This is a genomic window from Anaerobutyricum hallii (assembly GCF_900209925.1).
Lineage (GTDB): Bacteria > Bacillota > Clostridia > Lachnospirales > Lachnospiraceae > Anaerobutyricum > Anaerobutyricum soehngenii.
In genome coordinates, this window is sequence record NZ_LT907978.1 from 2,502,639 (window position 1) to 2,527,695 (window position 25,057).

21 protein-coding genes and 1 pseudogene are annotated in these 25,057 nt (G+C 38.7%); 5 read left to right on the forward strand and 17 right to left on the reverse strand.

Going from position 1 to position 25,057, the window contains the following annotated elements; genetic code table 11:
• Positions 1 to 81: 81 nt before the first annotated feature.
• The 9 genes and pseudogenes from ligA to tnpA all read right to left on the reverse strand — a co-directional run bounded on the left by ligA (position 82) and on the right by tnpA (position 11,507).
• Positions 82 to 2,049, reverse strand: coding sequence for an NAD-dependent DNA ligase LigA (gene ligA / locus EHLA_RS11405; protein ID WP_154580456.1), 1,968 nt, complete (start codon positions 2,047 to 2,049; stop codon positions 82 to 84).
• On the reverse strand, positions 2,042 to 2,818 hold the full coding sequence (locus EHLA_RS11410; protein WP_096240917.1) for a pseudouridine synthase: 777 nt from the start codon (positions 2,816 to 2,818) through the stop codon (positions 2,042 to 2,044). Before EHLA_RS11410 ends, ligA begins: the two co-directional genes overlap by 8 nt.
• Positions 2,818 to 3,210: a thioesterase family protein gene (locus tag EHLA_RS11415; RefSeq protein WP_096240918.1), complete on the reverse strand. Its 393-nt coding sequence runs from the start codon at positions 3,208 to 3,210 to the stop codon at positions 2,818 to 2,820. The genes EHLA_RS11410 and EHLA_RS11415 overlap by 1 nt, the downstream gene beginning before the upstream one ends.
• A gap of 649 nt (positions 3,211 to 3,859) precedes the next feature.
• Positions 3,860 to 4,825 (reverse strand): carbohydrate kinase family protein, encoded by a 966-nt coding sequence (locus EHLA_RS11420; RefSeq protein WP_096241663.1) that lies wholly within the window; start codon positions 4,823 to 4,825, stop codon positions 3,860 to 3,862.
• A gap of 37 nt (positions 4,826 to 4,862) precedes the next feature.
• On the reverse strand, positions 4,863 to 6,374 hold the full coding sequence (locus EHLA_RS11425; protein WP_096240919.1) for a glycoside hydrolase family 32 protein: 1,512 nt from the start codon (positions 6,372 to 6,374) through the stop codon (positions 4,863 to 4,865).
• Between the two features lie 116 nt (positions 6,375 to 6,490).
• Complete coding sequence (locus EHLA_RS11430) at positions 6,491 to 8,413, reverse strand: PTS beta-glucoside transporter subunit IIBCA (RefSeq protein ID WP_096240920.1); 1,923 nt, start codon at positions 8,411 to 8,413, stop codon at positions 6,491 to 6,493.
• 421 nt (positions 8,414 to 8,834) lie between these two features.
• Complete coding sequence (locus EHLA_RS11435; protein WP_096240921.1) at positions 8,835 to 9,818, reverse strand: LacI family DNA-binding transcriptional regulator; 984 nt, start codon at positions 9,816 to 9,818, stop codon at positions 8,835 to 8,837.
• Positions 9,819 to 10,037: 219 nt separating this feature from the next.
• A complete protein-coding gene (locus EHLA_RS11440) occupies positions 10,038 to 11,141 on the reverse strand; it encodes an RNA-guided endonuclease TnpB family protein (protein WP_096240922.1) in 1,104 nt (367 codons plus the stop codon).
• Positions 11,138 to 11,507: pseudogene (gene tnpA / locus EHLA_RS11445) on the reverse strand (IS200/IS605 family transposase). Before tnpA ends, EHLA_RS11440 begins: the two are co-directional and overlap by 4 nt.
• Before the next feature lie 343 nt (positions 11,508 to 11,850).
• Here tnpA and EHLA_RS11450 point away from each other — a divergent pair.
• Positions 11,851 to 12,576: a S1 RNA-binding domain-containing protein gene (locus EHLA_RS11450; RefSeq protein ID WP_021906592.1), complete on the forward strand. Its 726-nt coding sequence runs from the start codon at positions 11,851 to 11,853 to the stop codon at positions 12,574 to 12,576.
• Positions 12,577 to 12,946: 370 nt separating this feature from the next.
• Here the strand turns inward: EHLA_RS11450 and EHLA_RS11455 are convergent, their stop codons facing one another.
• A complete protein-coding gene (locus EHLA_RS11455; RefSeq protein ID WP_096240923.1) occupies positions 12,947 to 13,762 on the reverse strand; it encodes a PD-(D/E)XK nuclease family transposase in 816 nt (271 codons plus the stop codon).
• Positions 13,763 to 13,792: 30 nt separating this feature from the next.
• Positions 13,793 to 14,149, reverse strand: a complete 357-nt coding sequence (locus EHLA_RS11460; RefSeq protein WP_096240924.1) for a hypothetical protein — start codon at positions 14,147 to 14,149, stop codon at positions 13,793 to 13,795.
• 771 nt (positions 14,150 to 14,920) lie between these two features.
• Here EHLA_RS11460 and crcB point away from each other — a divergent pair.
• On the forward strand, positions 14,921 to 15,286 hold the full coding sequence (gene crcB / locus EHLA_RS11465; RefSeq protein WP_096240925.1) for a fluoride efflux transporter CrcB: 366 nt from the start codon (positions 14,921 to 14,923) through the stop codon (positions 15,284 to 15,286).
• A 308-nt stretch (positions 15,287 to 15,594) separates the two neighbouring features.
• Here the strand turns inward: crcB and EHLA_RS11470 are convergent, their stop codons facing one another.
• The 4 genes from EHLA_RS11470 to EHLA_RS11485 all read right to left on the reverse strand — a co-directional run bounded on the left by EHLA_RS11470 (position 15,595) and on the right by EHLA_RS11485 (position 19,656).
• Positions 15,595 to 16,983, reverse strand: a complete 1,389-nt coding sequence (locus tag EHLA_RS11470) for an alanine/glycine:cation symporter family protein (protein WP_096240926.1) — start codon at positions 16,981 to 16,983, stop codon at positions 15,595 to 15,597.
• A 193-nt stretch (positions 16,984 to 17,176) separates the two neighbouring features.
• Positions 17,177 to 18,202: a ribitol-5-phosphate dehydrogenase gene (locus tag EHLA_RS11475; RefSeq protein WP_021907046.1), complete on the reverse strand. Its 1,026-nt coding sequence runs from the start codon at positions 18,200 to 18,202 to the stop codon at positions 17,177 to 17,179.
• Positions 18,203 to 18,913 (reverse strand): 2-C-methyl-D-erythritol 4-phosphate cytidylyltransferase, encoded by a 711-nt coding sequence (locus EHLA_RS11480; RefSeq protein ID WP_096240927.1) that lies wholly within the window; start codon positions 18,911 to 18,913, stop codon positions 18,203 to 18,205. It abuts the gene before it with no gap.
• A 236-nt stretch (positions 18,914 to 19,149) separates the two neighbouring features.
• Complete coding sequence (locus EHLA_RS11485) at positions 19,150 to 19,656, reverse strand: HD domain-containing protein (RefSeq protein WP_096241665.1); 507 nt, start codon at positions 19,654 to 19,656, stop codon at positions 19,150 to 19,152.
• 257 nt (positions 19,657 to 19,913) lie between these two features.
• Between EHLA_RS11485 and EHLA_RS11490 the strand changes: the two genes are divergently transcribed.
• The 3 genes from EHLA_RS11490 (at position 19,914) to EHLA_RS11500 (ending at position 22,636) form a co-directional block, all read left to right on the forward strand.
• A complete protein-coding gene (locus EHLA_RS11490; protein WP_096240928.1) occupies positions 19,914 to 20,621 on the forward strand; it encodes a DUF421 domain-containing protein in 708 nt (235 codons plus the stop codon).
• Between the two features lie 297 nt (positions 20,622 to 20,918).
• Positions 20,919 to 21,692 (forward strand): hypothetical protein, encoded by a 774-nt coding sequence (locus tag EHLA_RS11495; RefSeq protein WP_330400005.1) that lies wholly within the window; start codon positions 20,919 to 20,921, stop codon positions 21,690 to 21,692.
• Positions 21,693 to 21,703: 11 nt separating this feature from the next.
• Positions 21,704 to 22,636 (forward strand): thiamine pyrophosphate-dependent enzyme, encoded by a 933-nt coding sequence (locus EHLA_RS11500; RefSeq protein ID WP_096240930.1) that lies wholly within the window; start codon positions 21,704 to 21,706, stop codon positions 22,634 to 22,636.
• Between the two features lie 340 nt (positions 22,637 to 22,976).
• On the opposite strand, the gene EHLA_RS16290 is transcribed toward EHLA_RS11500, so the two are convergent.
• Complete coding sequence (locus EHLA_RS16290; protein ID WP_157908593.1) at positions 22,977 to 23,138, reverse strand: hypothetical protein; 162 nt, start codon at positions 23,136 to 23,138, stop codon at positions 22,977 to 22,979.
• Between the two features lie 702 nt (positions 23,139 to 23,840).
• Complete coding sequence (locus EHLA_RS11505) at positions 23,841 to 24,287, reverse strand: GatB/YqeY domain-containing protein (RefSeq protein WP_096240931.1); 447 nt, start codon at positions 24,285 to 24,287, stop codon at positions 23,841 to 23,843.
• Positions 24,288 to 25,057 lie beyond the last annotated feature (770 nt).

The window sequence follows — 25,057 nt, forward strand, 5'->3', positions numbered from 1 at the left end:
ATTATTGTTTCAACCCGCTACTGCCGCTAAGTCTCTTTTTTGTAAAACATTCTATTGTTATTTCATCATTTTTAATCTTTGTCAATTATTATCAATCATCGAAAGAAATTCTTCTTCTGTAATCACAGGTATTCCAAGTTCTTTCGCTTTCTTATTCTTACTTGAAGAAGACATCGTATCGTTATTGATAAGATAATCTGTCTTTTTAGAAACAGAACCTGTCACTTTGCCTCCAAGGCTTTCGATCTTCTCTTTTAATTCCTTTCGGTTTGTGAAGTGCTCTACCGTTCCGGTAATAACAAATGTCTTATCTAAAAGGCTCTGTGCCGATTCTCCTTCTGCTGATATATTCTCCACTTCAAAATGCAAATATGGCAGCAGCTTTTCAAGGAGCTTCTGGTTATGGATATTATCAAAGTAATCTCTTACACTTGCTGCGATCACTTCTCCGATTCCATCGATCTGTGTCATCTCTTCTACGGATGCTCCTCGGAGATTCTCTAACGAATTGCCAAAATGACGGCATAAAAGCTTCGCATTTGAACTTCCAACGTTAAGAATTCCGATTCCGTAAACAAAACGGAATAACTGTGTCTCTCTTGACTTTTCAATAGACTGTATTAAATTATTATACGACTTCTCACCAAATCCGTCCATAGCAATAATCTGCTCTTTATATTGTTCTAAAGTGTACAGGTCATTCAATTCAGACAAAAATCCCTGCTCGATCATCTTCATCAATGTTGCTTCTGACAATCCTTCAATATCCATCGCATCACGACTCACATAATGAGAAAAGAGCTTTACTTTCTTTGCGCTACAATACGGATTCACACAGTATAACGTCTTCACATCATTCTCAATCCGCACTTCTGTCGCACCACCACAGGCAGGACAATGGGCAATCGGACTGCATGTTCCACTTCTCGTCAGATTCTCAGCAATCTGAGGGATAATCATATTGGCCTTATAAACTTTGATATGATCATTCTCTCCAAGCTCCAGTCCTTCCATAATGCTGATATTATGAAGGCTCGCACGACTGACTGTCGTTCCCTCAAGTTCCACCGGCTCAAAAACCGCAATCGGGTTAATCAGCCCTGTTCTTGACGGACTCCACTCAATGTGTAAAAGCTTTGTCTCTGCCTCCTCATCTGCCCATTTAAACGCAATAGCATTACGAGGAAACTTTGCCGTTCTTCCAAGAGAATTCCCGTAGGCAATATCATCATAAATAAGAACCAGTCCATCCGAAGGGAAATCATTTTCTACGATTTTTTCTGAAAACTGCTGAACTTCTCCGATAATATTTTCTCTTGTCACTCTCTTATACGGTACAATTTCAAAGCCGAGATCCTGTACCCAGAGCATATTGCTTTCAACAGAATTCTCCAGCTCTCTTCCTTCTGCTTTTACAAGCGCAAATGCAAAGAAAAATACATTTCTTCTGGCTGTCACTTCATTATTCAGCTGTCTTACAGAACCACTGCACAGATTACGTGGATTCTTGTAACGCGCATCAACATCTTCAATTCCTTCATTGATCTTTCGGAAATCCGAATACTTGATCACTGCCTCACCACGAAGAACGACCTCACCTGCAAACGGAATCCTTGCCGGAAGATTTTTAAATACTCTGGCATTATTCGTGATAACCTCACCTACAACACCATTCCCCCGCGTTACTGCCTTCTGCAAAATACCGTCACGATACGTAAGCACAACCGTAAGACCATCCATTTTCCAGGAAAGAAGCCCTTCCCTTTCACCTAACCAGTCTCGTAATGCTTCCGGGCTCTTTGTCTTATCTAAAGACAGCATCGGACTTTCATGTGTTTCTTTTTCGAGTTCACTAAGTACTTCATAGCCGACATTCTGTGTCGGAGACTGGCTCATAACAATACCAGTCTCTTTCTCTAACGCCTGCAGTTCATCATATAATTCATCGTATTCTTTATTGGAAAATACTTCCCGGTCTTCCTGATAGTATGCTCTAGAAGCCTTATTCAATACTTCTACAAGTTCTTTCATTCTTGCCTGCTTATCCATGATAAACCCCTTCCGGTTTTCTTCCAGCAAGTTTTTCAAGCTTAGAAAGCTCCTCGCCAGTAATTTCCCGATACTTTCCTGTCGGAAGATCTCCCAGATGAATATTCATAATACGAAGACGCTTTAACTCTCTTACTCTGTAGCCACATGCCTCACACATACGACGAATCTGGCGATTCATTCCCTGTGTAAGAATAATACGAAATGTATACACACCTGTCTTTTTTACTTTACATGGGCGGGTAACTGTATCAAGAATCTCCACTCCCTCACTCATCTGCTTTAAAAAGGCATTCGTCACCGGACGATTGATCGTCACTTCATATTCTTTCTCGTGATAATTTCTCGCCTTTAAAATCTCATTCATTAACTCCCCATCGTTCGTCATTAAAATAAGACCTTCGGAATCCTTATCCAATCTTCCTACCGGATAAACTCTCTCCGGATACTTCAAAAAATCAACGATATTATCTCTTTCTCTCTTCTCCGTAGTACAGACAATTCCCTTTGGCTTATTCACAGCCAGAACGATCTGCTTACGGCTTATCGAAATGCACTTACCATCGACACGAACTTCCTGTCCTGCATGAACCTTCTGCCCTAACTGTGCCGGCTCTCCATCAATCAAAATACGGCCCTGCTCCACATAGCGGTCTGCCTGTCTTCTAGAACACACACCTGCATCACTTAGAAACTTATTCAGGCGCATCGGCTCCCCTGTAGAAATCTTTTCTTTAAAATCCTGATTCTTTCTTCCTGTATCCGTCATTACTTATCAAACTTTCCATTCGCTTTATTCTGAAACTTCTCTGCATCTACAATGAATCTCTCATGCGTTCCCTTACCGATCACACCTGCAGGATCCTTCACTTCCACTACAAAAGTCAGCTTCTTTCTATCAATCTCTGTAAGTGTCACTTCACAACTTACTTCACAGCCAATCGGACTGGCAGAAACATGATCTACATTTAAATTCGTACCAACCGTTGTCATTCCCTCATCAAGATGGCCATCTAATAAAGCAACTGCTGTCTTTTCCACTAATAATAACATCGCAGGAGTTCCGTATACTAAAAGACTTCCGCTTCCTAATGTCTTAGCCGCATTCTCTACTGTTACTTTCTCCGTTTTTATCATTTTCATTCCTGTATCTAAAGCCATTTTAAAACCTCCAAAATTTTCATTGTTCTATTTCTAATGCTGTATTAGTATACCAGAAAAGAGAAATTTTTTCCATTAAAATTACTATTTTATTATTCATTGGGGAAATAGACGAAAATAAAAAAGGCAGCCTATAGCCAATGTAAAGATATCACTGCGTAGAAAATGCCTGACCGGCATTTTTACTTGCTCTCACATTACATTGGCTATAGGCTGCCTTTTTTATTTTCTGCTTGCTGGCTCCAGAAGAAATGAATGCAATAGTTTTTGAGGAGAGAAGGGGGAGAGGTCAGGAGTCTGCTACTTACTCTCTTCGCTATGCTGAACCTTTTTTCAAGTTTCACTGATGATAAGATGATACTGCAATTTATCGCTGTACATGATACATTTATCATTATATTGTCGCAATACATCGTTTTTATCAATGCGTGTCATACGTTGCATGATGCACATCTCGCATCAAGAATACCGAGACATTCTTGAATTAGATTGTATTCATTCCTTCTGGAGCCAACACACAGAAAAAAGAAATAATACCATATCCCAGATGCGGCTTCGGAGCGTGTTTAAGATGCGGACAAGCATCTTAAACACAGCGACTACAGAGCAGATGGGATATGGTATTATTTCTTTTTTCGTCTGTTTTCCTCTAATGAATCAAATAGTTAATTTCTTCTTTTTCCGGCATTGATTTTAATGCTCCTTTTTTTGTTGTTACAAGTGCGGCTGCGGCATTACTTATTTTTAACATTTCTGCAAGTTCTGTTTCGGAGAGGTTTTGTAAGTCATGTTCTAAGATATAGTTTAATGCACTGCCGCAGAAGGTATCTCCGGCACCTGTTGTTTCTATGGTATCAACTTCAAATCCGGCCTGCTCTACTTTTTGCCCTTTATAGTAAGCCCGGCTTCCGTCTGCTCCCATTGTAAGGAGTATGAGCGGAATATTATATTTATCTATCAGGTACTGTATTCCTTCATCGTAATCTTCTTTGCCAGAGACAAATTGAATTTCGTTGTCGGATATTTTTAAAATATCGCAGTTGGCAAATCCATATTCCATCTGCGTTCTGGCAAGTTCTAATGACTCCCATAATGGTGGGCGAAGGTTTGGGTCAAAGGAGATAAGACAGCCATTTTCTTTTGCTGTTTTTACTGCCTTTTTGGTAGCTTCCCGTACGCCTTCTGCCGTCATTGATAACGTGCCAAAATGGAATATTTTTGATTGTTTTATTGTTTCTTCGTTTACTTCTGCGGCTGTAAGCATCATGTCAGCTCCAGGATTTCGATAAAAAGAAAAGTCTCTGTCCCCATTTTTAAAAGTATGTACAAATGCTAAGGTAGTATTTACCTGATTATCAAATATGAGATTGGAAGCATGAATTCCGGCTTCTTCGATCGTTTCTTTTAACATTTTTCCGAACTGATCATTTCCTACTTTTCCGATGAATGCTGTTTTTTTCTCCATTTTCTGAAGAAATGCAAGTACATTACATGGTGCACCGCCCGGACAGGCTTCAAATAACGGATTGCCCTGTTCGCTCTGCCCATTCATGGTAAAGTCTACAAGCAATTCTCCTAACGCCGTCACATCTATCGTTTTCTTATTTTCTTCCATTTTTCTTTTTACCTTTCCTTCCAATACTGTCTAGATACTATACTTCTTCGTGATGGTGAACAATAAAACTTCCCAGCTCATATCCTGTTACACTTCCCGTATTTTCTTTTGAGAGGAAAGTAACTTTCTGTTTTAAATTCTCGCTATAAACACGAGTTGTCATAACTGTTTCTCCATCATTAATAAAAATTTCTATTGCAGAAGTATCTGAGAAGATTGTGAGATTTCTCAACTTCTCCACCTTCGCAGCTCTCTCTTTTCTTCCCCGTCCACTTTTGCCCATATTTAAACGGAGAATTCCTTCTTCCAGAGATAGAATAACATCTTCTCGAAGCTGCAGCTTCATCGAGCGACTTTGCTGCCCACGTTCTTTTTCTATTATTTCTACTATTTCTACTTTTTCCACTTTCTCTGCTTTTTCTTCAAAATCTATATGAAGCTCAAAGCAGCTATCTTCCGGCTCCCACTGCGTAAATTCCGACAACGCACAATGGAATTCATTTTTACGTAGTTCCTGCATTTCTTTTAATGGCTTCTGCAGCAGCTTTCCGTCTTTAAAAGAAAGTTCTCTTGGCATAGTGAGAGCATGAATCCAGTCATAGGAAACGGTAGCATCATTGTCATATTCTGCATCCGGAATTCCCATCCATCCAATTAAAATACGTCTGCCCTGTTCATCTTGAAATGTCTGTGTCGCATAAATGTCAAATCCTTTATCAAATTCAACAAATGTTCCGAACTCATATTTTCTATTTACTAAGTCAAAGTTCACCGGAAAATATCCACATTGGTACACATTTTGATAATCATATCCTTTCTGCTCTACTCCCTGTGGGCAGCAGGTCATGATCTGCTGTCCATCGATTTCAAACAGGTCTGGACATTCCCACATATAACCAAATGTTTTTTCCGGATAAATGGTATCATACCACTTCCAGTTTTTTAAATTTGTTGACTGAAAAAGAAGCGCACAGCCTCTGTCTTTTTCATCTCGTCCGCCCTGAATCATGTAGTACGTTCCGTCTTTTTCGTAGACTTTTGGATCTCTTACATGCTTTGACATATTGGAAGGATAATCATCGTTTGTCATTACCATTTCCTTATATGTGATATTTTTTCCATCCGGGCTGAAAAGATGCATCGTATTCTGCTCTCTTCCATTCATGATGTAATCATATTCTTTGTCATAAAGCTTTACATTTCCCGTATAAAAGAAGTGAATCCCATCTTCTTTTACAATGGCAGAACCACTGTATACGCCATCTCTGTCCCATTTAGTATCTGGGAAGAGGAATGGTTCCTCCTCCTCGTAATGAATCCAGTCTTTGGTCGTATAGTGTCCCCAAAGCTTCGTTCCCCAGCCTGCAAGAAACGGGGTGTATTGAAAATAAATATGATTTATTCCATGAAACTGACACAGTCCATTTGGGTCATTCATCCAGCCTGTCGGTGGCATCATGTGAAAATGCAATCGGTTCTTATCACGTTTTACATTTTCCCGCATATTTTTATGTTTGGGATATTCTTCTAAATATATCTCTTTATTCATTCATTCACCTATCTGTTTCTTTCAAGAATACCTCGGCATTCTTGCTGTGAGATGTGCGTCATGCAATCCTGCCTGAGGCTATATCCGATATGGGAATCATCTCACATCTGACTCATTTATTTTTCAATTTCAGCAATGACTCTGTCTGCCGGAATCTGCTCGTTAATTTTAAGCACATTTCCTGTCGGAACTTCTGTAAAGACTACTAGAATTTCGGAAGAATATCCTTTGGATTCTACCAATTCTTTATCAAACTTCACAAGTATATCGCCTGCTGCCACCTGCTGACCTTCTTTTACAAAGACTTCAAATCCTTCTCCCTTCATATTTACGGTATCAATTCCGCAATGAATAAGAATTACTGTTCCATCTTCTGTCTCAAGTCCTACAGCATGACCTGTAGGATATACGAGTTTTACCTTTGCATTACAAGGTGACATCACAAATCCATTTTCCGGAAAAACAACTACACCATCGCCTAAGATTTTTTTAGAAAATGTCTGGTCAGAAGATTCTGAAATAGGCTTTACTTCACCTTCTGCCGGTGCATAGAAAATACTTTCCACAACATCTTTTGCTTCTGCTTTTTTTCCGTCATCTGTGCTGTTTGTTTCTTCCTCAATAGTTTCTGCCTTATTCACTGTTGTCCACATTTTTCCGATTATCGCTGTAGCAACAAACCCGATAGCAAGTGCAATAACATGTGCAACGATATAATTAATGTATCCATGATTTGCAGGGTTTGCGATTGCCATTCCCGGAAGTGCTGTCGTACCGAAACCAAGTGCAGTTAATTTTGAGAAATATACATATGCGCCAGCAGCAGCTCCACCGATACATCCTCCAATCAGAGGAAAACGATAACGAAGGTTTACACCAAAGATTGCTGGCTCACTGATACCAAATAATGTGGAAGCAAAACTTGGAATACAAATTTCTCTTGCCTTAACATTCTTCCAGTTTAATGCAAGATAGCCAAGAACAGCGCCACCCTGTCCCATAAGCGCAACTGACATCAATGGATTTAAGAAGTTTGTTCCTGTAGCAGCGATAAGCTGTGCCTCTACCGCCCCAATAATATGATGAAGTCCTGTGATAACGACAATCTGCTGAATTCCGGCAAATAATGCATAACCAAATGCGCCAAGATGGTTTGTACTCCATACAAGACCATCTGTGATTCCATTAGAAAGAATTCTTCCTACAGGACCTACGATCGTAAATAATAAAACGGTTGAAATAAATACGGTAAGCATTGGTGCAACTAATAACTTTACAACATCAGGAATCTTACGATTAAAGAAATTATCAAGTTTTGCTACTACCCATCCCATCATGAGTGCGATAATAATTCCACCCTGGAAACCTACCATTTCAATCTTTAATCCAAATAAACGAATGATTTCCGGATCAACAGCTCCCTGCGCTGCCTGATAAGCATTTGCAAGGGAAGAATCAAGCATAATTGCTCCTACTACCATACCAAGAACAGGATTACCACCAAATCTCTTTACAGCAGAATAGCAGACTGCCATTGGCAGGATTGCAAAAATACCAGTCGCTGCAAGACTGACTAATCGGTTAATCGCATATAAGGTATCATGTGTCTTTACAACTTCCATTCCACCTAAAACACTTGTAATTCCCATAAGAAGGGCTGCGGCAAGAAGTGCCGGCATAATTCCGATAAATACATCAGAAAGTGACTTAATAACTGCCTGTACCGGATTCTGTTTCTTATTACTCTGCTCCTTCAGATCACCTAATGACATATTCTGCGTATGCGTGTACTCTGCAAAAATATCATACACATCATTTACTACACCTGCTCCAAAAATCAACTGGAGCTGATTTCCTGCAATAAATGCACCTTTTACTTTATGAATCTCTTCTAATTTTTCAATATTCGCAAGGCTGTTATCCTGTAACACAATGCGAAGTCTCGTCGCGCAATGTGCTGTTCCCTGAATATTTTCCATTCCGCCAATACACGCAACTATCTGTTTTGATATTTCCAGATATTCATTCCTATTTATCATTTTTACTCTCCTCATTTTTATTTTGGAACCGGTTCTGTTTTCGTGTTTCATTATATCACCTTAATCTGCTATGTCAATAATAAATTATCTATTTTTTTATTTTCGGAACCGGTACCAAAAATTCACCCTGAAATTTGTTCAACCTGCACAATTATTTTGGTTTGCTAAACTAGCGAATCAGGGGAACTTCGTAAATTCAAGTCGAGCAGCCGCGAGACTTGCGCGTGAAAGAGGTGGGAGTCTTCTCGACTGAGATAAATAAAGCATATTTATGACTTTACTCTCATTGTGTTAAACACCCGCTCTAATGCCACAAATATGCTTTATTCATCTTCTTTGGAATTATATATGTTAATTCTATTTGTTAACAAGCTCGTGAAATCTGTCAAAGAAATCTTGCGAATTGTCAACAAACAACACCTCATCTCACACTCTTTCGTTCAATAAATTCATAGGGATTAACCTGTATCACACTAACCGGCTTTTGCTGTATCATCTGAAGCATTGTTTCTGCACTGCTTTCCCCCCAATTTCTCCAGTCAAACTTCACTGTAGTTAACGGTGGCCGCATTAATTCTCCAGTTTCGTAATCACCAAATCCAACAACAGAGACCTCATCCGGTATTGCAATCTCTTTTTCATATAAAACTTTATAAGCTCCCTGTGCAATTCTGTCCGTCGCACAGATAAGAGCAGCCGGTTTCTTTAATTTTTCTGTAAGTTTCTCTACATTATGGACCGCATCTTCATAAAAAAAGCTTGTCTCGATCACTTCTGTTGGTTCCTTTCCACAGGAAAAAAGTCCATCAATCACACCTCTTTGGCGTTCGCCTCCTACTGCCGGATCCTCTTTAGAAACCCATAACAGATAAACTTCTTCAAAATCTCTTTTTCCAATATATTCTCCAATTTTATATCCGGCATTATAATCATCATTTATAATTGAATTCGCTCCCGGAAAACGTTGTCCAAGAAACAAAATAGGAATCTGCAGTTTTTCTACAACTTCCTCATATTCCTTCGTACTGCCAGTCGCAAGAACCATAATCCCATCTACATTCATATTTTTTAATCGCTCAATACTTCTGATTTCCTCTGCTATTTTATTTCCCGTATGCATAATAAGAGGCGTATAATCATTCTTCTTAAGATACTCCACGATTACTTCCACAAGTCTTGGCGTTGTTACGGAATCAAACCCCGGCACTGTCAGCCCAATTACCCGGCTTTCCTTTGCCTTCAACCTTGCAAAAACATTCGGCTCGTAATTATTTTCTTCAATAATCTTCTTTATCTTCTGTCCCGTAGACGGTCTGACACTTCCACCGTTTAAATATCTCGACACCGTACTTTTCGCCACCCCTGACATTTTTGCTATATCATTAATCGTTAACTTTTTATCCACTTTTTCATCCTCTATTCCCTGTTTTTATTTTTACCTTTAACATATTTTGTGACATGCTCCCACCACTTAAATCATAGATTTTGAAGTGGGGGCTTCTTGCTCAATGGCTCTACTGAGCCAAGTATCTACAAGCTATCCTCGCGTGCCCCGCGATTCTTTTGCCCGGATACGGGATACGGGCATATTTTCTTATTATCAGCTTGTCCGGATACGGACAGTTTATGCTGTCAACATCCTTCTTGCCTCTTCACGTATGTTGATTGCCGCATTACGATCTCTGTCCATCTCATTTCCACACACACAGTGATAGACTCTTTCGGATAATTTCAGCTCTTTCTTTACCCTTCCACATTTACAGCATTTTTTACTGGAAGGAAAGAAACGGTCTACCTTTACCATTTTCTTTCCTTTCCACGCCAGCTTATAGTCTAACATTTCCCTGAACATTCCATATCCATTATCCTGTACGCTTTTTCCGAAATGCAGGCACTGACCCATTGCTTTCATATCGATATCTTCCACTGCAGCTGCATCATAACCGTCTGCAATCTTTCGGCTAAGTTTGTGCAGATGATCCCTTCGCTGATTCCGTATCTTTTCATGACATCTGGCAACTTTCTTTTTCTGCAGTTCATAATTATGACTTCCTCGTACGCATCTTGATAACTTTCGCTGCTCCCTTGCCAGTCTTTTTTCATTTTTTCTGAAAAATCCTGCTTCTTCTGTCTCAACCTTTTCTGAAAACACTGCCATCCCCTGCATTGCATAATCAATCCCAAGTATCTTTGCAGTACTGTAATCCGGTCCAGCAGCTTGGTTTTCACAGCTGTATCCTTCATAAAGCAGGCTTGCAAAATATTTTCCGGATGGTTCCATACTGACCGTCACTGATTTCAGGCAAAGACCTTCTGCTGGCTCCCTGTGTTTTTTCATGGCGATCCATTTTAATTTAGGAAGCCGGATCCGCTTACTTTCCACCAGGATATTTCCATTGACCATATTCGTTGTATAGCTGTTTTTGGAATGATGTTTTGACTTAAACCTTGGAAATCCAATCTTGGGATCCCGAAAAAAATTCTTATAGGCCTTTTCCAGATGAAGCTGGACATTTGCCAGTGCCAGCGAATCTACTTCTTTCAGAAATGGATATTCCTTTTTATACATGGCCGGTGTATTTTTTAACATTTTCTTCGTCTTTTCATACTCCCGGATCTTATCATTGAGCATCTGATTATACAGAAAACGACAACAGCCAAATGTTTTGCCAAGAAGTATCTTCTGTTCTTCTGTCGGATAAATTCGGAAACGATATGCTATGTTCAATACTTTTTCCCTCCCTGGGTTTCAATGTCTTGATGGATTACTTCTACCAAATCCCCTCCTGCTGTCAGCAGGGCAGAAACTCTGACTCCAAAAGGCTTCTTTCCAAAGCTTTTCCCTGATTTCCGGATGCTCCTTTTTCAATAGTCTGCTACTGGCGCTTTTTCAGGCATTGATAAATTTACCAAGTTCCGTTCTCGACTGCGCATGGAACATTACATACACATGATCAATGTCATGATTCCATTCTTCCAGAACAATCCCATACCTTGGAGCAATATGTTCCCATATTCCTTTTGCTCTTTCTGAAATTGGATTATCAATGACTTTTCTTCGATATCTCACTACCATGATCAGATGATAGTACATCAGATATACTGAATGCACATTATGATTTATTTTTCCTTTTCTACTGACTCTATTATACCATGGATTGCATTATTGAACAAGTGTTCTCTTTTTATTTTTACGCAATTCATCTCCCACCTGCAGAGGAAGGAGAATTCTTGCTATATTATGTTAAAATTCTCTTTCTTCTAATCCAAGAATGTCCCGGAATTCTTAAGCCCCCTGTAGCACCGGTTGGGGCACATCTAATGTATAATTATATATCGAATCTATTTTCTTTGTCAAAGACTTCAAACTTATGTTATAATACTTTTTAAGAAACTAACTGATTAGTAATTTATTTTTAAGAAAAGAGGATATTATCATGAGTGAATCAATGGCAGATTTTGAAAAAGAAATTGATGAGTCCCTGAAAACTCTCAACGTTGTAGAGAATGAAGGCGAGGCTCCTGAAGAAGAAACAGGATTTAATGCCTGGGATAAAGTTCAGCAGTATTTAGAAGATGGCACTGTTCTCTCCTTAAAAATCGGCGGTATCGTGAATAAAGGAGTTATCGTTTATGTAGATGGACTCCGCGGATTCATCCCTGCTTCCCATCTTGAGATCGGTTATGTAGAAGATACAAACCCATACCTCGGAAAAACGGTAGAAGCAAAGGTTATCACAGCCGATCCTGAGAAGAACCGTCTTGTATTATCTGTAAAAGAAGTCCTTTACGACAAAAAGCGTGCAGAAAAAGAACAGCGTATCAACGCAATCGAAGCTGGTGCTGTTCTTACCGGTAAAGTAGAATCTCTGATGCCTTATGGTGCATTTATCGACCTTGGCGATGATATTTCCGGTCTGGTACACATTTCCCAGATTGCACAGAAACGTATCGAGTCTCCAGCAGAAGTATTAAAAGTTGGACAGGAAGTTAATGTGAAAGTATTAAAAGTTGAGAATGGCAAGATCAGCCTCAGCATGAAAGCTTTAGAGGAAGTTGCTCCTGAAGAAGAAGATACAAACGGAGAAGAAACTGTAAGCTATAAAGACGAAGGTGATGCAACCACAGGATTAGGAGCATTACTGGCAGGACTTAAGCTGTAATCTTGCTTGATTAGACAGACGAAAAAAGAAAATATCCCCTATCCCAGATGCGGCTTCGGAGCGTATTTAAGATGCTCATCCGCATCTTAAATACGCTCCGAAGCCGCATCTGGGATAGGGGATATTTTCTTTTTTCTGACTGTGCAAATCTGCAGTTGGAAACGTAAGTGGTAAATAGTCCGTATCTGGATTTTACCTCCAACCAGTGCCATAATAGTCCTATGATTATTAAACGTCTTAAAAGTTCAGTACTCAATTTTTAGGACTGGTTAGGAGGCATTTCCTATGAGTTCTATTACTACAGCGGTTGCTGCTGATTATCATTTACAGCAATGGGTTCAGTTGGTTAAACTGTTGATATGTTTTGACATTAAACAGGCTGAACAACCGTTATCGCTCTCCTAACCTGTTCTACTGACAGTTTTGTGGTTCGCGATATCTTATCAAGATCATGTTCGCCTTCTGACCACAAATTCAGTGCTATATCCATTCTTGCCTTAACATCAGCGTCATCACGCTCTCTGTCTACAATTTTCTGCATCGTTTCACACATTTCAGTCACTCCTTTCGGTTCTTCTTTAAAATATCTGACTCTTTCTGCAATCTTAGGATTGTGCATCTCACGATAATCTTTACAGTTAAAATCATGCATCAGCCATCCAACTTTATCGTTTCCTCTATAAGAACCATTCACATAAACAATATGTGCTTTGTCTCCGAACAATTCTCCTGTTTCCTGTATGGTTCTTTCTATTGTATATACCGAAAGTCCCCTCTTCAAAACATCATTAGATGTAATAAAGATGATGTATGTTTCCGGCATTTCTTTATATTTTTCTCCTGATGTGGTAAGCCTTGAATCAAATAATGCACTGTTAAGTCTGGCTCGTTCGGGAACAGCACCACTATCATCCTGCTGAACTTCAATATCATACTGTTTCCCTGTAGCATCATTGGCGTAAATATCAAGCCTCACAGATCGTCCAAACAGATTTCCTATTGTCAACTGTGTAAGTGATTTTGTCACAGATAAATCATTTCTCTTTAATATTATTTTCAAAAGTTCTTCTGTACATTCTAAATCACCTGAAAAAACCTGCGTCATAAAGGTATCATCCATTAATGTAAATTTGTTAATAGCCTCCATACGCTCTGTATTCTTTTCTTCCAGATTTAATACCTGCATTTTCTCACCTTCTTTTCTATATTATATCTATTATCTGGTTTTTGCACAACTACATTTTTTGTCCGCTCCATCCCCTTCTAGCCTTGTTTTCCTTTCCTCAACTCTCCTTTCCAAGTACCTCACAATACTCCTGAATCTCCTGCTGTTCTTTCCAAGGCCTGTTATTTGAATCCGACTTTTTATCATATCTGATATATCCGATGGTATTTGATAAATAGAAAAAATTATATCATCTAAAGATGTTTGTATAGTTTTAATATGTGCACAAATTTCTGAAATTTGTTTTTTCCGTTCATCAAATAATGGCAATAACTCCATTTGCTGAGAAGCTGTTAATTTTACTTTTTGCTTTTTTAATCCAACGCAAAAATCCTTATTAAAAATCACCTTATAAACCTTGTAAAACCTACATTTTTTATGTCAAATTTTATGTTTTTAATAATAAAGAATCGAACTAACGATGCCTTACATAAAACATTTGATTTTAGAACAGATTATGAACTCATTACTAAGGCAACCATAAGAACTCTTATCAAAGACACAAAACAGATAAAATCAAAACTGAAATCCTAATTTGTAAATTTAGTATAGACGAAAAAAGAAACTATCCCCTATCCCATCTGCTCTGTAGTCGCTGTGTTTAAGATGCTCGTCCGCATCTTAAATACGCTCCGAAGCCGCATCTGGGATAGGGGATATTTTCTTTTTTCTGACTGTGCAAATCGGCAGTTGGGAACCATCTTCTGTAGTGAAACTTCCTTGTGGAGATTTTACAAATATTTATTGACTTTTATGTTACATTATGTATATACTAATTTTTTAGTAACCATTGCTATATTATAATGAGATAGCGCAAAATGACAGATTCTATGATCTTACATCTAGAAGACTTAGAAAAACGCTATTTTTCTTAATTTTTTAACTACACTAATATTATGATGTTAGGGTCAAAAAGTATTTTGCCCCTAACTTGATGCCACGAATTACTCCGCAGCTAATGCAGCTCCCGTAATTCTGAAACATTCAAAATCCGCTGATTTACTACGTAAATCGCTACTTTCTCATGTTCCGCGGGTCCCAAAGTCAAACACCTTATCGTACAAGCACGAACGGCGTTTTGACCTTTTGACCCTGACATCATATTATCAGGAGACATTTATGACAAATTGTATTGCTGTCGGACTCGGTGGTTTCATCGGAGCAACACTCCGCTATCTTATCGGATTAATTCCCGTCTGTGAAACCACCCTGTTTCCCGTCAAAACATTTTTTATCAACATCGCAGGCTGCATTGCTATCGCCCTTGTTGCCATGCTTGCCTCAAAAGGATCCATTTCAAATCCAAAGTTTATTCTTTTCTTAAAGACTGGAATTTGTGGGGGATTTACTACATTCTCAACCTTTGCACTTGAATCCACCACTCTCATAAAAGAGGGACATCCTAAGGTGGCTTTTCTCTATATGGTGCTCAGCTTACTTGCAGGAGTATGTACGATTTTTGCAACGGAGTTAGTTCTAGAATAAAATTTTCCATAAGGAACAAATTTCTTGTTGCGGAATATTCCACATCTGATATAACTAAATTTCAAGTATACACAACTATTAGAATGTCAGCCTTTTTGGATTTAATTCCATGGAAATCCATATCCTTCTGGAGAATCCCCATTCTTACCTAACTGTGGATTTGGAGTAGACAGAAAAAAGAAAAAATAATATATCCCAGATGCGGCTTGGGAGCGTGTTTAAGATGCGGACGAGCATCTTAAACACAGCGACTACAGAGCAGATGGGATATATTATTTTTTCTTTTTTCGTCTATACAAAATCTACAATCAAGATTTAATTTTCTGGAATTCTTTCACATCTTTTGCGATTTCCCCACTCATAAGTATCATACAAATAAGATTCGGTATTGCCATCAAAGCATTGGCAATATCGGAGAAGTTCCATACCAGTTCTAATGTCTGAGTTGCTCCAGTGTAAACTACAAGTGAGAAAACAATTCGATAGATCATATTCCATTTATGGGTTCCCATTAAATATTCAAAAGCTTTTTCTCCATGATATTCCCATCCGAGTATTGTGGAAAATGCAAATAAGGCGATACCGATTGTTACGAGATAGCCACCTGCTTTTCCAAGTACTGTAGAAAAGGCTGCGATTGTTAAGGCAGAGCCGACATAAAGCTGGCCTGTTGACGGGTCAATCTGCCCAAGTACACCAGAACTTGCAATAGCAAGACCTGTGATTGTACAGACAACAATAGTATCCCAGAAGGTTCCGGTCATATTGATATATGCCTGCCTTACTGGATTGTCTGTTGTTGCCGCTGCGGCTGTAATGGCGGCAGATCCCATTCCCGCTTCATTTGAGAAGCAGCCTCGTGCTACACCGTAACGTGCTGCATTCATCATGGATGCTACGATATTTCCACACAAAGCACCACCTACTGCTTTCACACTAAATGCCATTTTAAATATCATAGCGATTCCTGCTGGAAGGTTATGTATATTTCCAAGAATGACGATAATTCCAGCAGCTACATAAAAAATAGCCATAACAGGGACTACTACGGAAGAAACTTTAGAAATGGTCTTAATTCCCCCAATAATAATTAAAAGTGCGAGTACTGTGATCACGACACCGACCATCGTTACTGACACACCAAAGGTTGCGTGAACGGATGTTGCAATGGAATTTCCCTGTGTCATATTTCCAATACCAAAGGAAGCGATTACTGCAAACAGGGCAAACAGCCAGCCAAGTACTGCACCTAGCTTTTTATTTTTCAGCCCTTTTTTCATAGTATACATTGGTCCTCCGGACATTTCGCCTTTTTCGTTAACCTCTCTGTATTTAATCGCTAACATACATTCAGAAAATTTAGAAGAAAGCCCAAAACAGGCAGATATCCACATCCATACTAATGCTCCTGCTCCACCAGAAACCATAGCAGTTGCAACACCTACGATATTGCCGGTTCCGATTGTTGCCGCAAGAGCGGTTGTAAGTGCCGAAAACGGGGAAACATCTCCTGTTCCACGACTCTTTGTTCGTGCCTCTTTACTCAGAGTCTTTTTTAATGCCCATGGAAGATTTCTCCATGTAAGAAAGTTACAGCGAACCGTTAAAAGTACTCCTGTTCCGACTAAAAGAACTAACATGACTGGTCCCCAGACAAATGCATCAATCTGGGCTACCATTTTACTTATACTTAACATCTTTCTCTCTCCTCTCTTTTTTCGGATTTCCTATATATCAGAAAATAACAAAAGGAGCAACGAATATTCGTTGCTCCTTCAACTTATGAATCAAGTATATCATATATGACAAGTATGTCAATATGCAATTTTCACTTAAGATTCCTTCATTTTCACTTTCAGGTTATCTGTCCTGCAAAAAGAAAAGGATTCTCTACTTATTCCATATCATGATAGTTTTACCCATCATCTTATTAATATCCATCTCAAAAGCCTTAGTCATATCTGCAATAGAACTAACTTCAACCTGCGCTCCCACGATATTACTAAGGTAACCGAGAATCTCCGGATACTCCTGATATAATTCCACTGTTTTTTCAAAATCAGCTCTTCCGCTTCGGCTGCTTCCATAAAGATGAAGCCCCTTCTCTAATACCATACGTGTATTAATAGGAACCGCATATTCAGAAACACCAAGAAGTGCGATTGTTCCTTCTGGCTGAATAAGATCGATCATCTGATCGATTGCCTTTTGGGATGCATCTCCACCTACGCACTCGATTGCATGATCAATCGTCAGTCCCTCTGGAATCTCCCATACCAGATGGGTCTCATCGGCAAAAGTGAAGCTGCTAAGCTTATCTTCATTCGTTCCAAAGATAATAAGCTTCGTATCCGGATGCATATACCGGAAAAATACAGCGGTAATATAACCAAGATTACCATCTCCCCAGATTCCTACAACGTTCCTTCTTGCATGAGTAAAACGTTCAAATCGGCGGAGAGCATGTACGCTGACACTGACAATCTCTGTAAATGCTGCTACAGTTCTGTCAATATCCTGTGGTAAGCGAACCAGTCTGTCTCTGTCTAAAGCGACATTATCCTGCATAAAACCATCAAAACCGCTTGCGCGGAACTTAGAACTTCTCAAATAATTCTCTGCAATAATATCATCTTTCTCAACTGGTGTATTCGGAATCATAACAACCAGTTCCCCTGGTTTAAATTCTCCTGTCGCATCATAAACTACATCGCCAATCGCTTCATGAATCAGAGCCATCGGCAGCTTCTTCGCCATAACATCTGCCGGACGTGTTCCCTGATAATAGCGCTGGTCCGCATGACAGATAGATAAATGTGTCGGACGCACAACTACCTTGTCACTATTTAAATCAATATCATTAAATGCTACTTCAAATCTTCTGGGTGCTACCAGACGATACACTGTATTCAACATTTATTTATCTTCTCCTTTAATCAACGTTTCAGCAACTCGTAAGTCATATGGATAAGTGATCTTAATGTTAAAAACTTCTCCTTCTACCAGATGTACATCCTGTCCTTTAATAACAAAAATCTTGCAGGCATCTGTAAGAATCTCTTTCTCTTCTTCTGTCAGACCTTCATAAAGCTCTTTTAACTTCTTCGCCTTGAAAGACTGTGGAGTCTGTCCCTGATACATAACAGAACGATCAGGAATATTGCTGATGACCTCGTGACCTACGCTCTCTACGATAGTATCAGAAGCAGGAATAACTGTATCACATGCACCATATTCCTGTGCATAACGAATGTTATCTTCAATAATACGATATGTCAGGAACGGACGAACGGAATCATGTGTTACAATAATCGTATCATCATCCAGACCATATTCTTTTTCAATATAACGAATAGAGTTCATGATCGTCTCATTACGAGTAGAACCACCCTCGATTACTACAATCTTACTATCATCATTAAAGTTCTTCTTCACCAGATTCTTCGTATGGTTAATCCACTGAGAAGGACAAAGTACGATCAGCTTCTCAAACTTACTGTTCACATAAAACTTCTCTAATGTGTGAAGAATGATCGGCTTGCCACCAACATTAAGGTACTGCTTTGGCTTCTCAACATTTCCCATTCTGCTGCCGATTCCTCCGGCTAAAATTACTCCAAAAACCATTTGCTCCTCCTTTTGTTCAAGGGAAAAATCCCTTTTTATACATAAAGTAATATAGCGTTATCAATCAAACATCTTATCGTGCAAGCACGAACGATATTTTGACCTTTTGACCCTGACATCATCATATACCAGATTAGGGTATCATGTCAATTAAATTACTTTTTTAACATTGTCGGTTATTTCTTTATAATTCAGGAATATCTCTATATCTGGATTGCCTGTTATTTTTGAATTTCCTAAGACCTTCTTTCCGTTAAAAATAACGTCTCAAGATACTTCATTCCTGTTTTTGTTTTAAAAATGTTTTCCCTCACTTTTTCGGCTGTTTCTCTGCTGCTTCCGTCTTCGAATAGATTTACTAAGAAGTCGGCTTCCACAAGAATCTGATAATCCTCTCCTTCTATTCCTGTATAAGTATGGTGATGAGCGATAAGGAATAGTACCCGGTCAATGACTGCTTCGTCGTATCCAAGTGCGCATAACATTGGTTCTGCTACAGCCGGACCTTCTTTTTCCTGATATTTTCCGCCAGAACTTCCGTACTTTTTTTCACTTATTTTAATTCCGATATCATGAACAATCGCTGCGGTTCTGAGAATATGCAGCTTTTCCGACTCTAATTCTTCCGATTCACCAATTAACTTCGCAAATTCATACACTTTTAAAAAGTGCTGCACTCTCTTCGGATCTCCTGCATAATATTCCATCATCTTTTCGATTAGTTTTCTGTCTTGTTTATTCATTATATTATGTCCTCCCTGGGCTGTAAAACCAACCTTCATCATTTGCATCATATTGATCGCATTTTCCTGATAATCTAAAACATTGATAAAGTAATTTTAACATGAAATTTTTCTATCGTAAAATGTATATTTTTCATCATGGTCTCACATCTTAACTATTGATTCGGTTTCAGTAACAATATGTACTCACGAAATCAAACACAAAAGCAAGTGCAAGAAAGACTCCGAGAGTACATTAATTCCTTAAGGAGGTTTTCATGAATATTTTATATGTTATCCTGCTTTCTGTTTTTTCTCTCATTGTTCTTTTTCTTTTAACGAAGCTCATCGGTTATCGTCAGATGTCTGAAATGAGTATGTTTGATTATATCAGCGGTATTACGATTGGTTCGATTGCCGCTGAGATGGCAACCGCTCTTGATTCGAGTTTTTTAGAACCACTTACTGCTATGATTGTGTACGGACTTATAACCGCTCTGCTTGCTTTTATCACAAGTAAAAATATGAAAATTCGACGTTTTATTTCAGGTTCTCCATACATTTTGTTTAATGATGGACATTTATATGAAGGAAATTTTAAAAAAGGACATATCGACCTGTCCGAATTCCTCGTGCAGTGCCGTCTGAATGGATTTTTTGATTTGAAAGAATTACAAACCGCAATTCTTGAAGAGAATGGAAGAATTAGTTTTCTTGCAAAATCCGAAAACCGCCCCGCTTGCCCTTCCGACTTAAATCTCACTCCTGAAAAAGAATGGCTGCTCCCAACTTATGTAATGGACGGAGAAATTCTTTATGAGAATCTCCTTCATTCAGGAAAGGACGAAGAATGGCTAAAAAAGCAACTTTCTTCCCATGGATGCAAACGTCTTTCTGATGTTTTCCTTGCAACAGGAAACCAGCAAAACACCTTAAATGTTTATTTGAAAAATAATAGAAGCGGAAGCAGTGTCATAAAAGAATAGAGAACTTTATACGATATTTTTGAAAGTTTTTATCATTTTTACTTCACAAATTGAATCTTCTCTGTTATAATTGATTCGTTTCTATCATAAATCGGCATTTCTCTTGTTTTTATTTCCTTTATTTTCAGTCCGGTTTATGATAGTACATAAATTTTATAAGAATTCATATATAAGGCTTTTTTAAACAATGATTTTTTATGCAATTACCATTGTTTATATTTTTTGCGTCTTTTTTCCGTGCATGGCGGACATGAGTTTTTAATAGGAATACATTGGAGGTTAACATGAAAGATTTAGTTGAAATCCGTTGGCATGGACGCGGCGGTCAGGGTGCAGGCTTACCGCATCGCAGAACATAAAGATGTTCGTCTTCCTATTATGATCTGTCAGGACGGCTTCATCACAAGCCACGCTGTAGAAAATATCGAATTATTAGAAGACGATATTGTAAAAACTTTTGTTGGTGAATATGAACCAGAACATTACTTACTGAAAGATAACGAACCATTTGCTGTCGGTCCTTATGCCGTTACAAACTATGTTATGGAAGCAAAACGTGCTCAGATGCAGGGACTCCGTAATGCAAAACAGGTTACCCTTGATGTGGCAAAAGAATTTGAAAAAATTTCCGGACGTTCCTACGGATTATTTGAAGAATACCGTATGGAAGATGCAGACTATGCCATGGTCATCATTGGATCTGCCGCCGGAACAGGAAAAGATACTGTAGATATGCTTCGCAAACAGGGAGTTCGTGCCGGACTTTTAAAAATCCGCCTTTTCCGTCCATTCCCTGCAGAAGAAATCGCAGAAGCCCTTAAAAATGTAAAATATCTCGCGATCATGGATCGTACCGAAGATTACAATGGTCACTGTGGTCCTCTTGATGCAGAAATCAAATCTGCTCTTTACAACGCAGACCTTCACCCAGCTACATTAAACTACTGCTATGGTATCGGTGGTCGTGATGTTACTGTAGAAAGCCTCGCTTCTGTTTTTGAAGATTTAAAAACTGTCGAGGAAACAGGCAAGCTCGGTGAAACTTACCGTTATTTATCTGTCAGAGAATAGGGGAAACAATCATGGCTTATAATTTAAAACAAACATTAAATAAAGAAGAACGTTTATCACCAGGCCATAGAATGTGTGCCGGATGTGGCGCTACCATCGCTGTACGAAATGTACTGCGCGGCCTTCACGAAGAAGACGAAGCCGTTATCACCTGTGCAACCGGATGCCTTGAAGTATCCTCCTTCATGTATCCATACACCGCATGGAAAGATTCTTTTATTCATAACGCTTTCGAAAATGCCGGAGCAACCTGCAGTGGAGTAGAAGCTGCCTATCGTGCTTTAAAGAAAAAAGGAAAAGTAAAAAACACTCATAAATTCATCACTTTCGGTGGTGACGGCGGTACATACGATATCGGATTCCAGTCTTTATCCGGTGCAATGGAACGAAATCATGATATGGTTTATGTTTGTTACGATAACGGTGCTTACATGAACACCGGTATCCAGCGTTCCTCTGCAACTCCAATGTACGCTGATACAACAACCACACCTGTTGGTTCCGAATCTGACGGAAAAGCACAAAACAGAAAAGATCTGACTCAGGTAATCGCCGCACATAATATTCCTTATGTTGCACAGACCACCTTTGTACAAAACTTTAAAGATCTGCACACAAAAGCAGAAAAAGCAATCTATACCGAGGGAGCCGCCTTCTTAAACGTTATGGCTCCATGCCCACGAGGCTGGCGCTACAACACCCCTGATATTCTTGAAATATGTCAGCTTGCAGTAGACACCTGCTTCTGGCCATTATTTGAAGTCATTGACGGTAAATGGATCGTAAACTACGTTCCAAAGAAAAAGCTCCCAATCGAAGACTTCTTACGTCCACAAGGAAGATTCAAACATTTATTCAAACCTGGAAAAGAAGAATTAATCGCAAGAATCCAGGCAGAGGTTGATAGGAAATGGGAAGAACTTTTGGCAAGAGCTAACTACTAATTTGTAGATTTGGTGTAGACGAAAAAAGAAAAAACACTCTATCCCATCTGCTCTGTAGTCGCTGTATTTAAGATGCTCATCCGCATCTTAAACACGCTCCGAAGCCGCATCTGGGATAGAGTGTTTTTTCTTTTTTCTGACTATCTAAATCTACAGTTAGTAAGAATGGGGATTCTAGGTTTCTGGATAATCCCCTCTTCCCATCAGACTCCAATACCAATTCCCATCTGGAGCCAAAGAACAGAAAAGCAGAAATTTTATATTAAATAGAATGTGATGTCGGAGCAAATAAAAATGCCGAACAGGCATTTTCTATGAAGTGACTATCTTCACATTCTATTTAATCCTGAAGACTTGCTTCTATATCTGCAATCTCTTCTAAATATTCTTTTTCGAGTCTTTTGTAATCTCCTTCTCTCAGTACTTCCAGTTTATTTTTCAGATAAGTAAGCTGCTTTCTCAATTCATGTTTAAATTGCACATCTGTTGGCATTTCAACCATCCTTTCACCGCCTTCCAATTATTTTTACTATAATTATAGCGGATTTAAAATACTCTGTAAACTTCTTACTGAAACTTTTATAAGCCCAATCCTTAATTTACATTATATTCCAGTCTCTGTATTTTGTCAATATTTGTATTCAAAGTGCATTTAGAACTATTTTCATTTTTCAAATCCCATCTCATATTTCCATAGTAAACTCTGATAATATATAAAAAATACTTTCTATAAGATACACGTTACAACTTATAAATGCTTTCTGCAAGATGTGCGTTACAATTTGTAGGAATTCTTTTTCAGACACGCTCTAGTATAGCATCCATTTAGTAATAATAGTTTACGGATAGTCATTTGGCAGTTCACAATAAAAGATGCATAAATGAATGTGACTAGGCTATGTCCAACCGTACTTTAGAAACTAGATGGATGGAACACTAGCTATTCATTCTTTATGTCAGTCCTTCGAAAATCAACTCCGCAGAAAGTATCAACCTTCTGGTAATTTCCCGAATCCCCCAACATTAAATAGTAATTTCATCCCCAGCCCAAAAACAGCTCACGAAGAGAGAAGGCATCCTATATTTGTGGCCTTAGAACGAGGATTAAATGTAAACGTTTAAGCGAACATTTAACCCGCAGTGATAGAGTCACAAATATAGGATGCCTTCTCTCTTCGTGAGCGTCTCCCTTGCCTGCGGCAAATTACTTCAACATTGAAGCAACCATCTGGTTTACAAGCTTACCATCAGCCTTACCTTTTACCTTCGGCATGAGGTCTTTCATAATCTTACCTCTGTCTTTACCAGTTGGTTCTGTAATTCCAAGTTCATCAAGTACAGACTGTATCGTTGCCTTAATTTCGTCTTCACTCATCTGCTTTGGAGCAAATTCTTCATAAACAGCAATTCTCAGTTTACACTGGTCGATAATATCTGTACGGTCTGCCGGAGACATCTCCATCGTATCTTTGCACTGTTTGATTTCTTTTGCAATAATACTATTCTCTTCTGCCTCTGTTAAATCTTCTCTCTTATCAATTGCCTTTGCCTTTAAAGCACCAAGAAGCATGGATAATGCATCTTTTCTTTCTTTATCTTTTGCTTTCATTGCTGCGTACATTGCGGTACGGACTTCTTCGATTTTACTCAACTTAAACCCTTCTTTCAAATAGTATAATCGTTATTCAAATAAAACTCTACTACTATTTCCAACCAAAATCAAGGGGGAATTCTTCAAATACTAATTTGTAGATTTCGTGTAGACGAAAAAAGAAACAATACCATATCCCATCTGCTCTGTAGTCGCTGTGTTTAAAATGCTCGTTCGCATCTTAAACACGCTCCGAAGCCGCATCTGGGATATGGTATTGTTTCTTTTTTCTGACTATACAAAACTTACAGTTAGTGAGAATTAGTATTTTTGTTTGAGGAAAACATGGGGTTTCTCCAAAAGTCTATGGATTTCGTTAGAATGAATATCTCCAGAAGAGGATACTTTCTTACTCGATTGTATAAAAATTATATCAGATGTGAGATGATTCCCACCTCTGTCTCCTACCTTCTGGAGAATTTTTTCTCTGGTTAACTCTCATAATCTTCTGGAGAATCCCCTTCTCTTTCCAACAGAAATAACTAATTCGCTATTTGTTGTTAAACTATCAGCCGCTGAAATAAAATTTTATGCTGAATTGTAGGAAAACTATGGTAAAGCAAAAAGAATTGTTATAAGTATTGCATTTTGTGACTTTGCGCTGTGGAATTTTGACTCTGAAAACTTCGGACTCATTTTTCCGAAGTTTTCGTTTTTTGAGGCAAAATGAAGCGTTTAGCGCAACGGAACAAAATCTAACTTATAACCATTCTTTTTTCTTAGAAGACCCCGTACAAGTCAGCTCAATATCTTCTACTAAAGCGGCGTCT

Coding starts and splice junctions, on each gene's coding strand:
- EHLA_RS11425 (WP_096240919.1), bottom strand. CDS start 6,374: ATGAATAAAGAGATATATTTAGAAGAATATCCCAAACATAAAAATATG.
- EHLA_RS11490 (WP_096240928.1), top strand. CDS start 19,914: ATGAATATTTTATATGTTATCCTGCTTTCTGTTTTTTCTCTCATTGTT.
- EHLA_RS11485 (WP_096241665.1), bottom strand. CDS start 19,656: ATGAATAAACAAGACAGAAAACTAATCGAAAAGATGATGGAATATTAT.
- EHLA_RS11500 (WP_096240930.1), top strand. CDS start 21,704: ATGGCTTATAATTTAAAACAAACATTAAATAAAGAAGAACGTTTATCA.
- ligA (WP_154580456.1), bottom strand. CDS start 2,049: ATGGATAAGCAGGCAAGAATGAAAGAACTTGTAGAAGTATTGAATAAG.
- EHLA_RS11410 (WP_096240917.1), bottom strand. CDS start 2,818: ATGACGGATACAGGAAGAAAGAATCAGGATTTTAAAGAAAAGATTTCT.
- EHLA_RS11455 (WP_096240923.1), bottom strand. CDS start 13,762: ATGCAGGTATTAAATCTGGAAGAAAAGAATACAGAGCGTATGGAGGCT.
- EHLA_RS11415 (WP_096240918.1), bottom strand. CDS start 3,210: ATGGCTTTAGATACAGGAATGAAAATGATAAAAACGGAGAAAGTAACA.
- EHLA_RS11430 (WP_096240920.1), bottom strand. CDS start 8,413: ATGATAAATAGGAATGAATATCTGGAAATATCAAAACAGATAGTTGCG.
- crcB (WP_096240925.1), top strand. CDS start 14,921: ATGACAAATTGTATTGCTGTCGGACTCGGTGGTTTCATCGGAGCAACA.
- EHLA_RS11420 (WP_096241663.1), bottom strand. CDS start 4,825: ATGGAAGAAAATAAGAAAACGATAGATGTGACGGCGTTAGGAGAATTG.
- EHLA_RS16290 (WP_157908593.1), bottom strand. CDS start 23,138: ATGGTTGAAATGCCAACAGATGTGCAATTTAAACATGAATTGAGAAAG.
- EHLA_RS11450 (WP_021906592.1), top strand. CDS start 11,851: ATGAGTGAATCAATGGCAGATTTTGAAAAAGAAATTGATGAGTCCCTG.
- EHLA_RS11480 (WP_096240927.1), bottom strand. CDS start 18,913: ATGGTTTTTGGAGTAATTTTAGCCGGAGGAATCGGCAGCAGAATGGGA.
- EHLA_RS11475 (WP_021907046.1), bottom strand. CDS start 18,202: ATGTTGAATACAGTGTATCGTCTGGTAGCACCCAGAAGATTTGAAGTA.
- EHLA_RS11470 (WP_096240926.1), bottom strand. CDS start 16,983: ATGTTAAGTATAAGTAAAATGGTAGCCCAGATTGATGCATTTGTCTGG.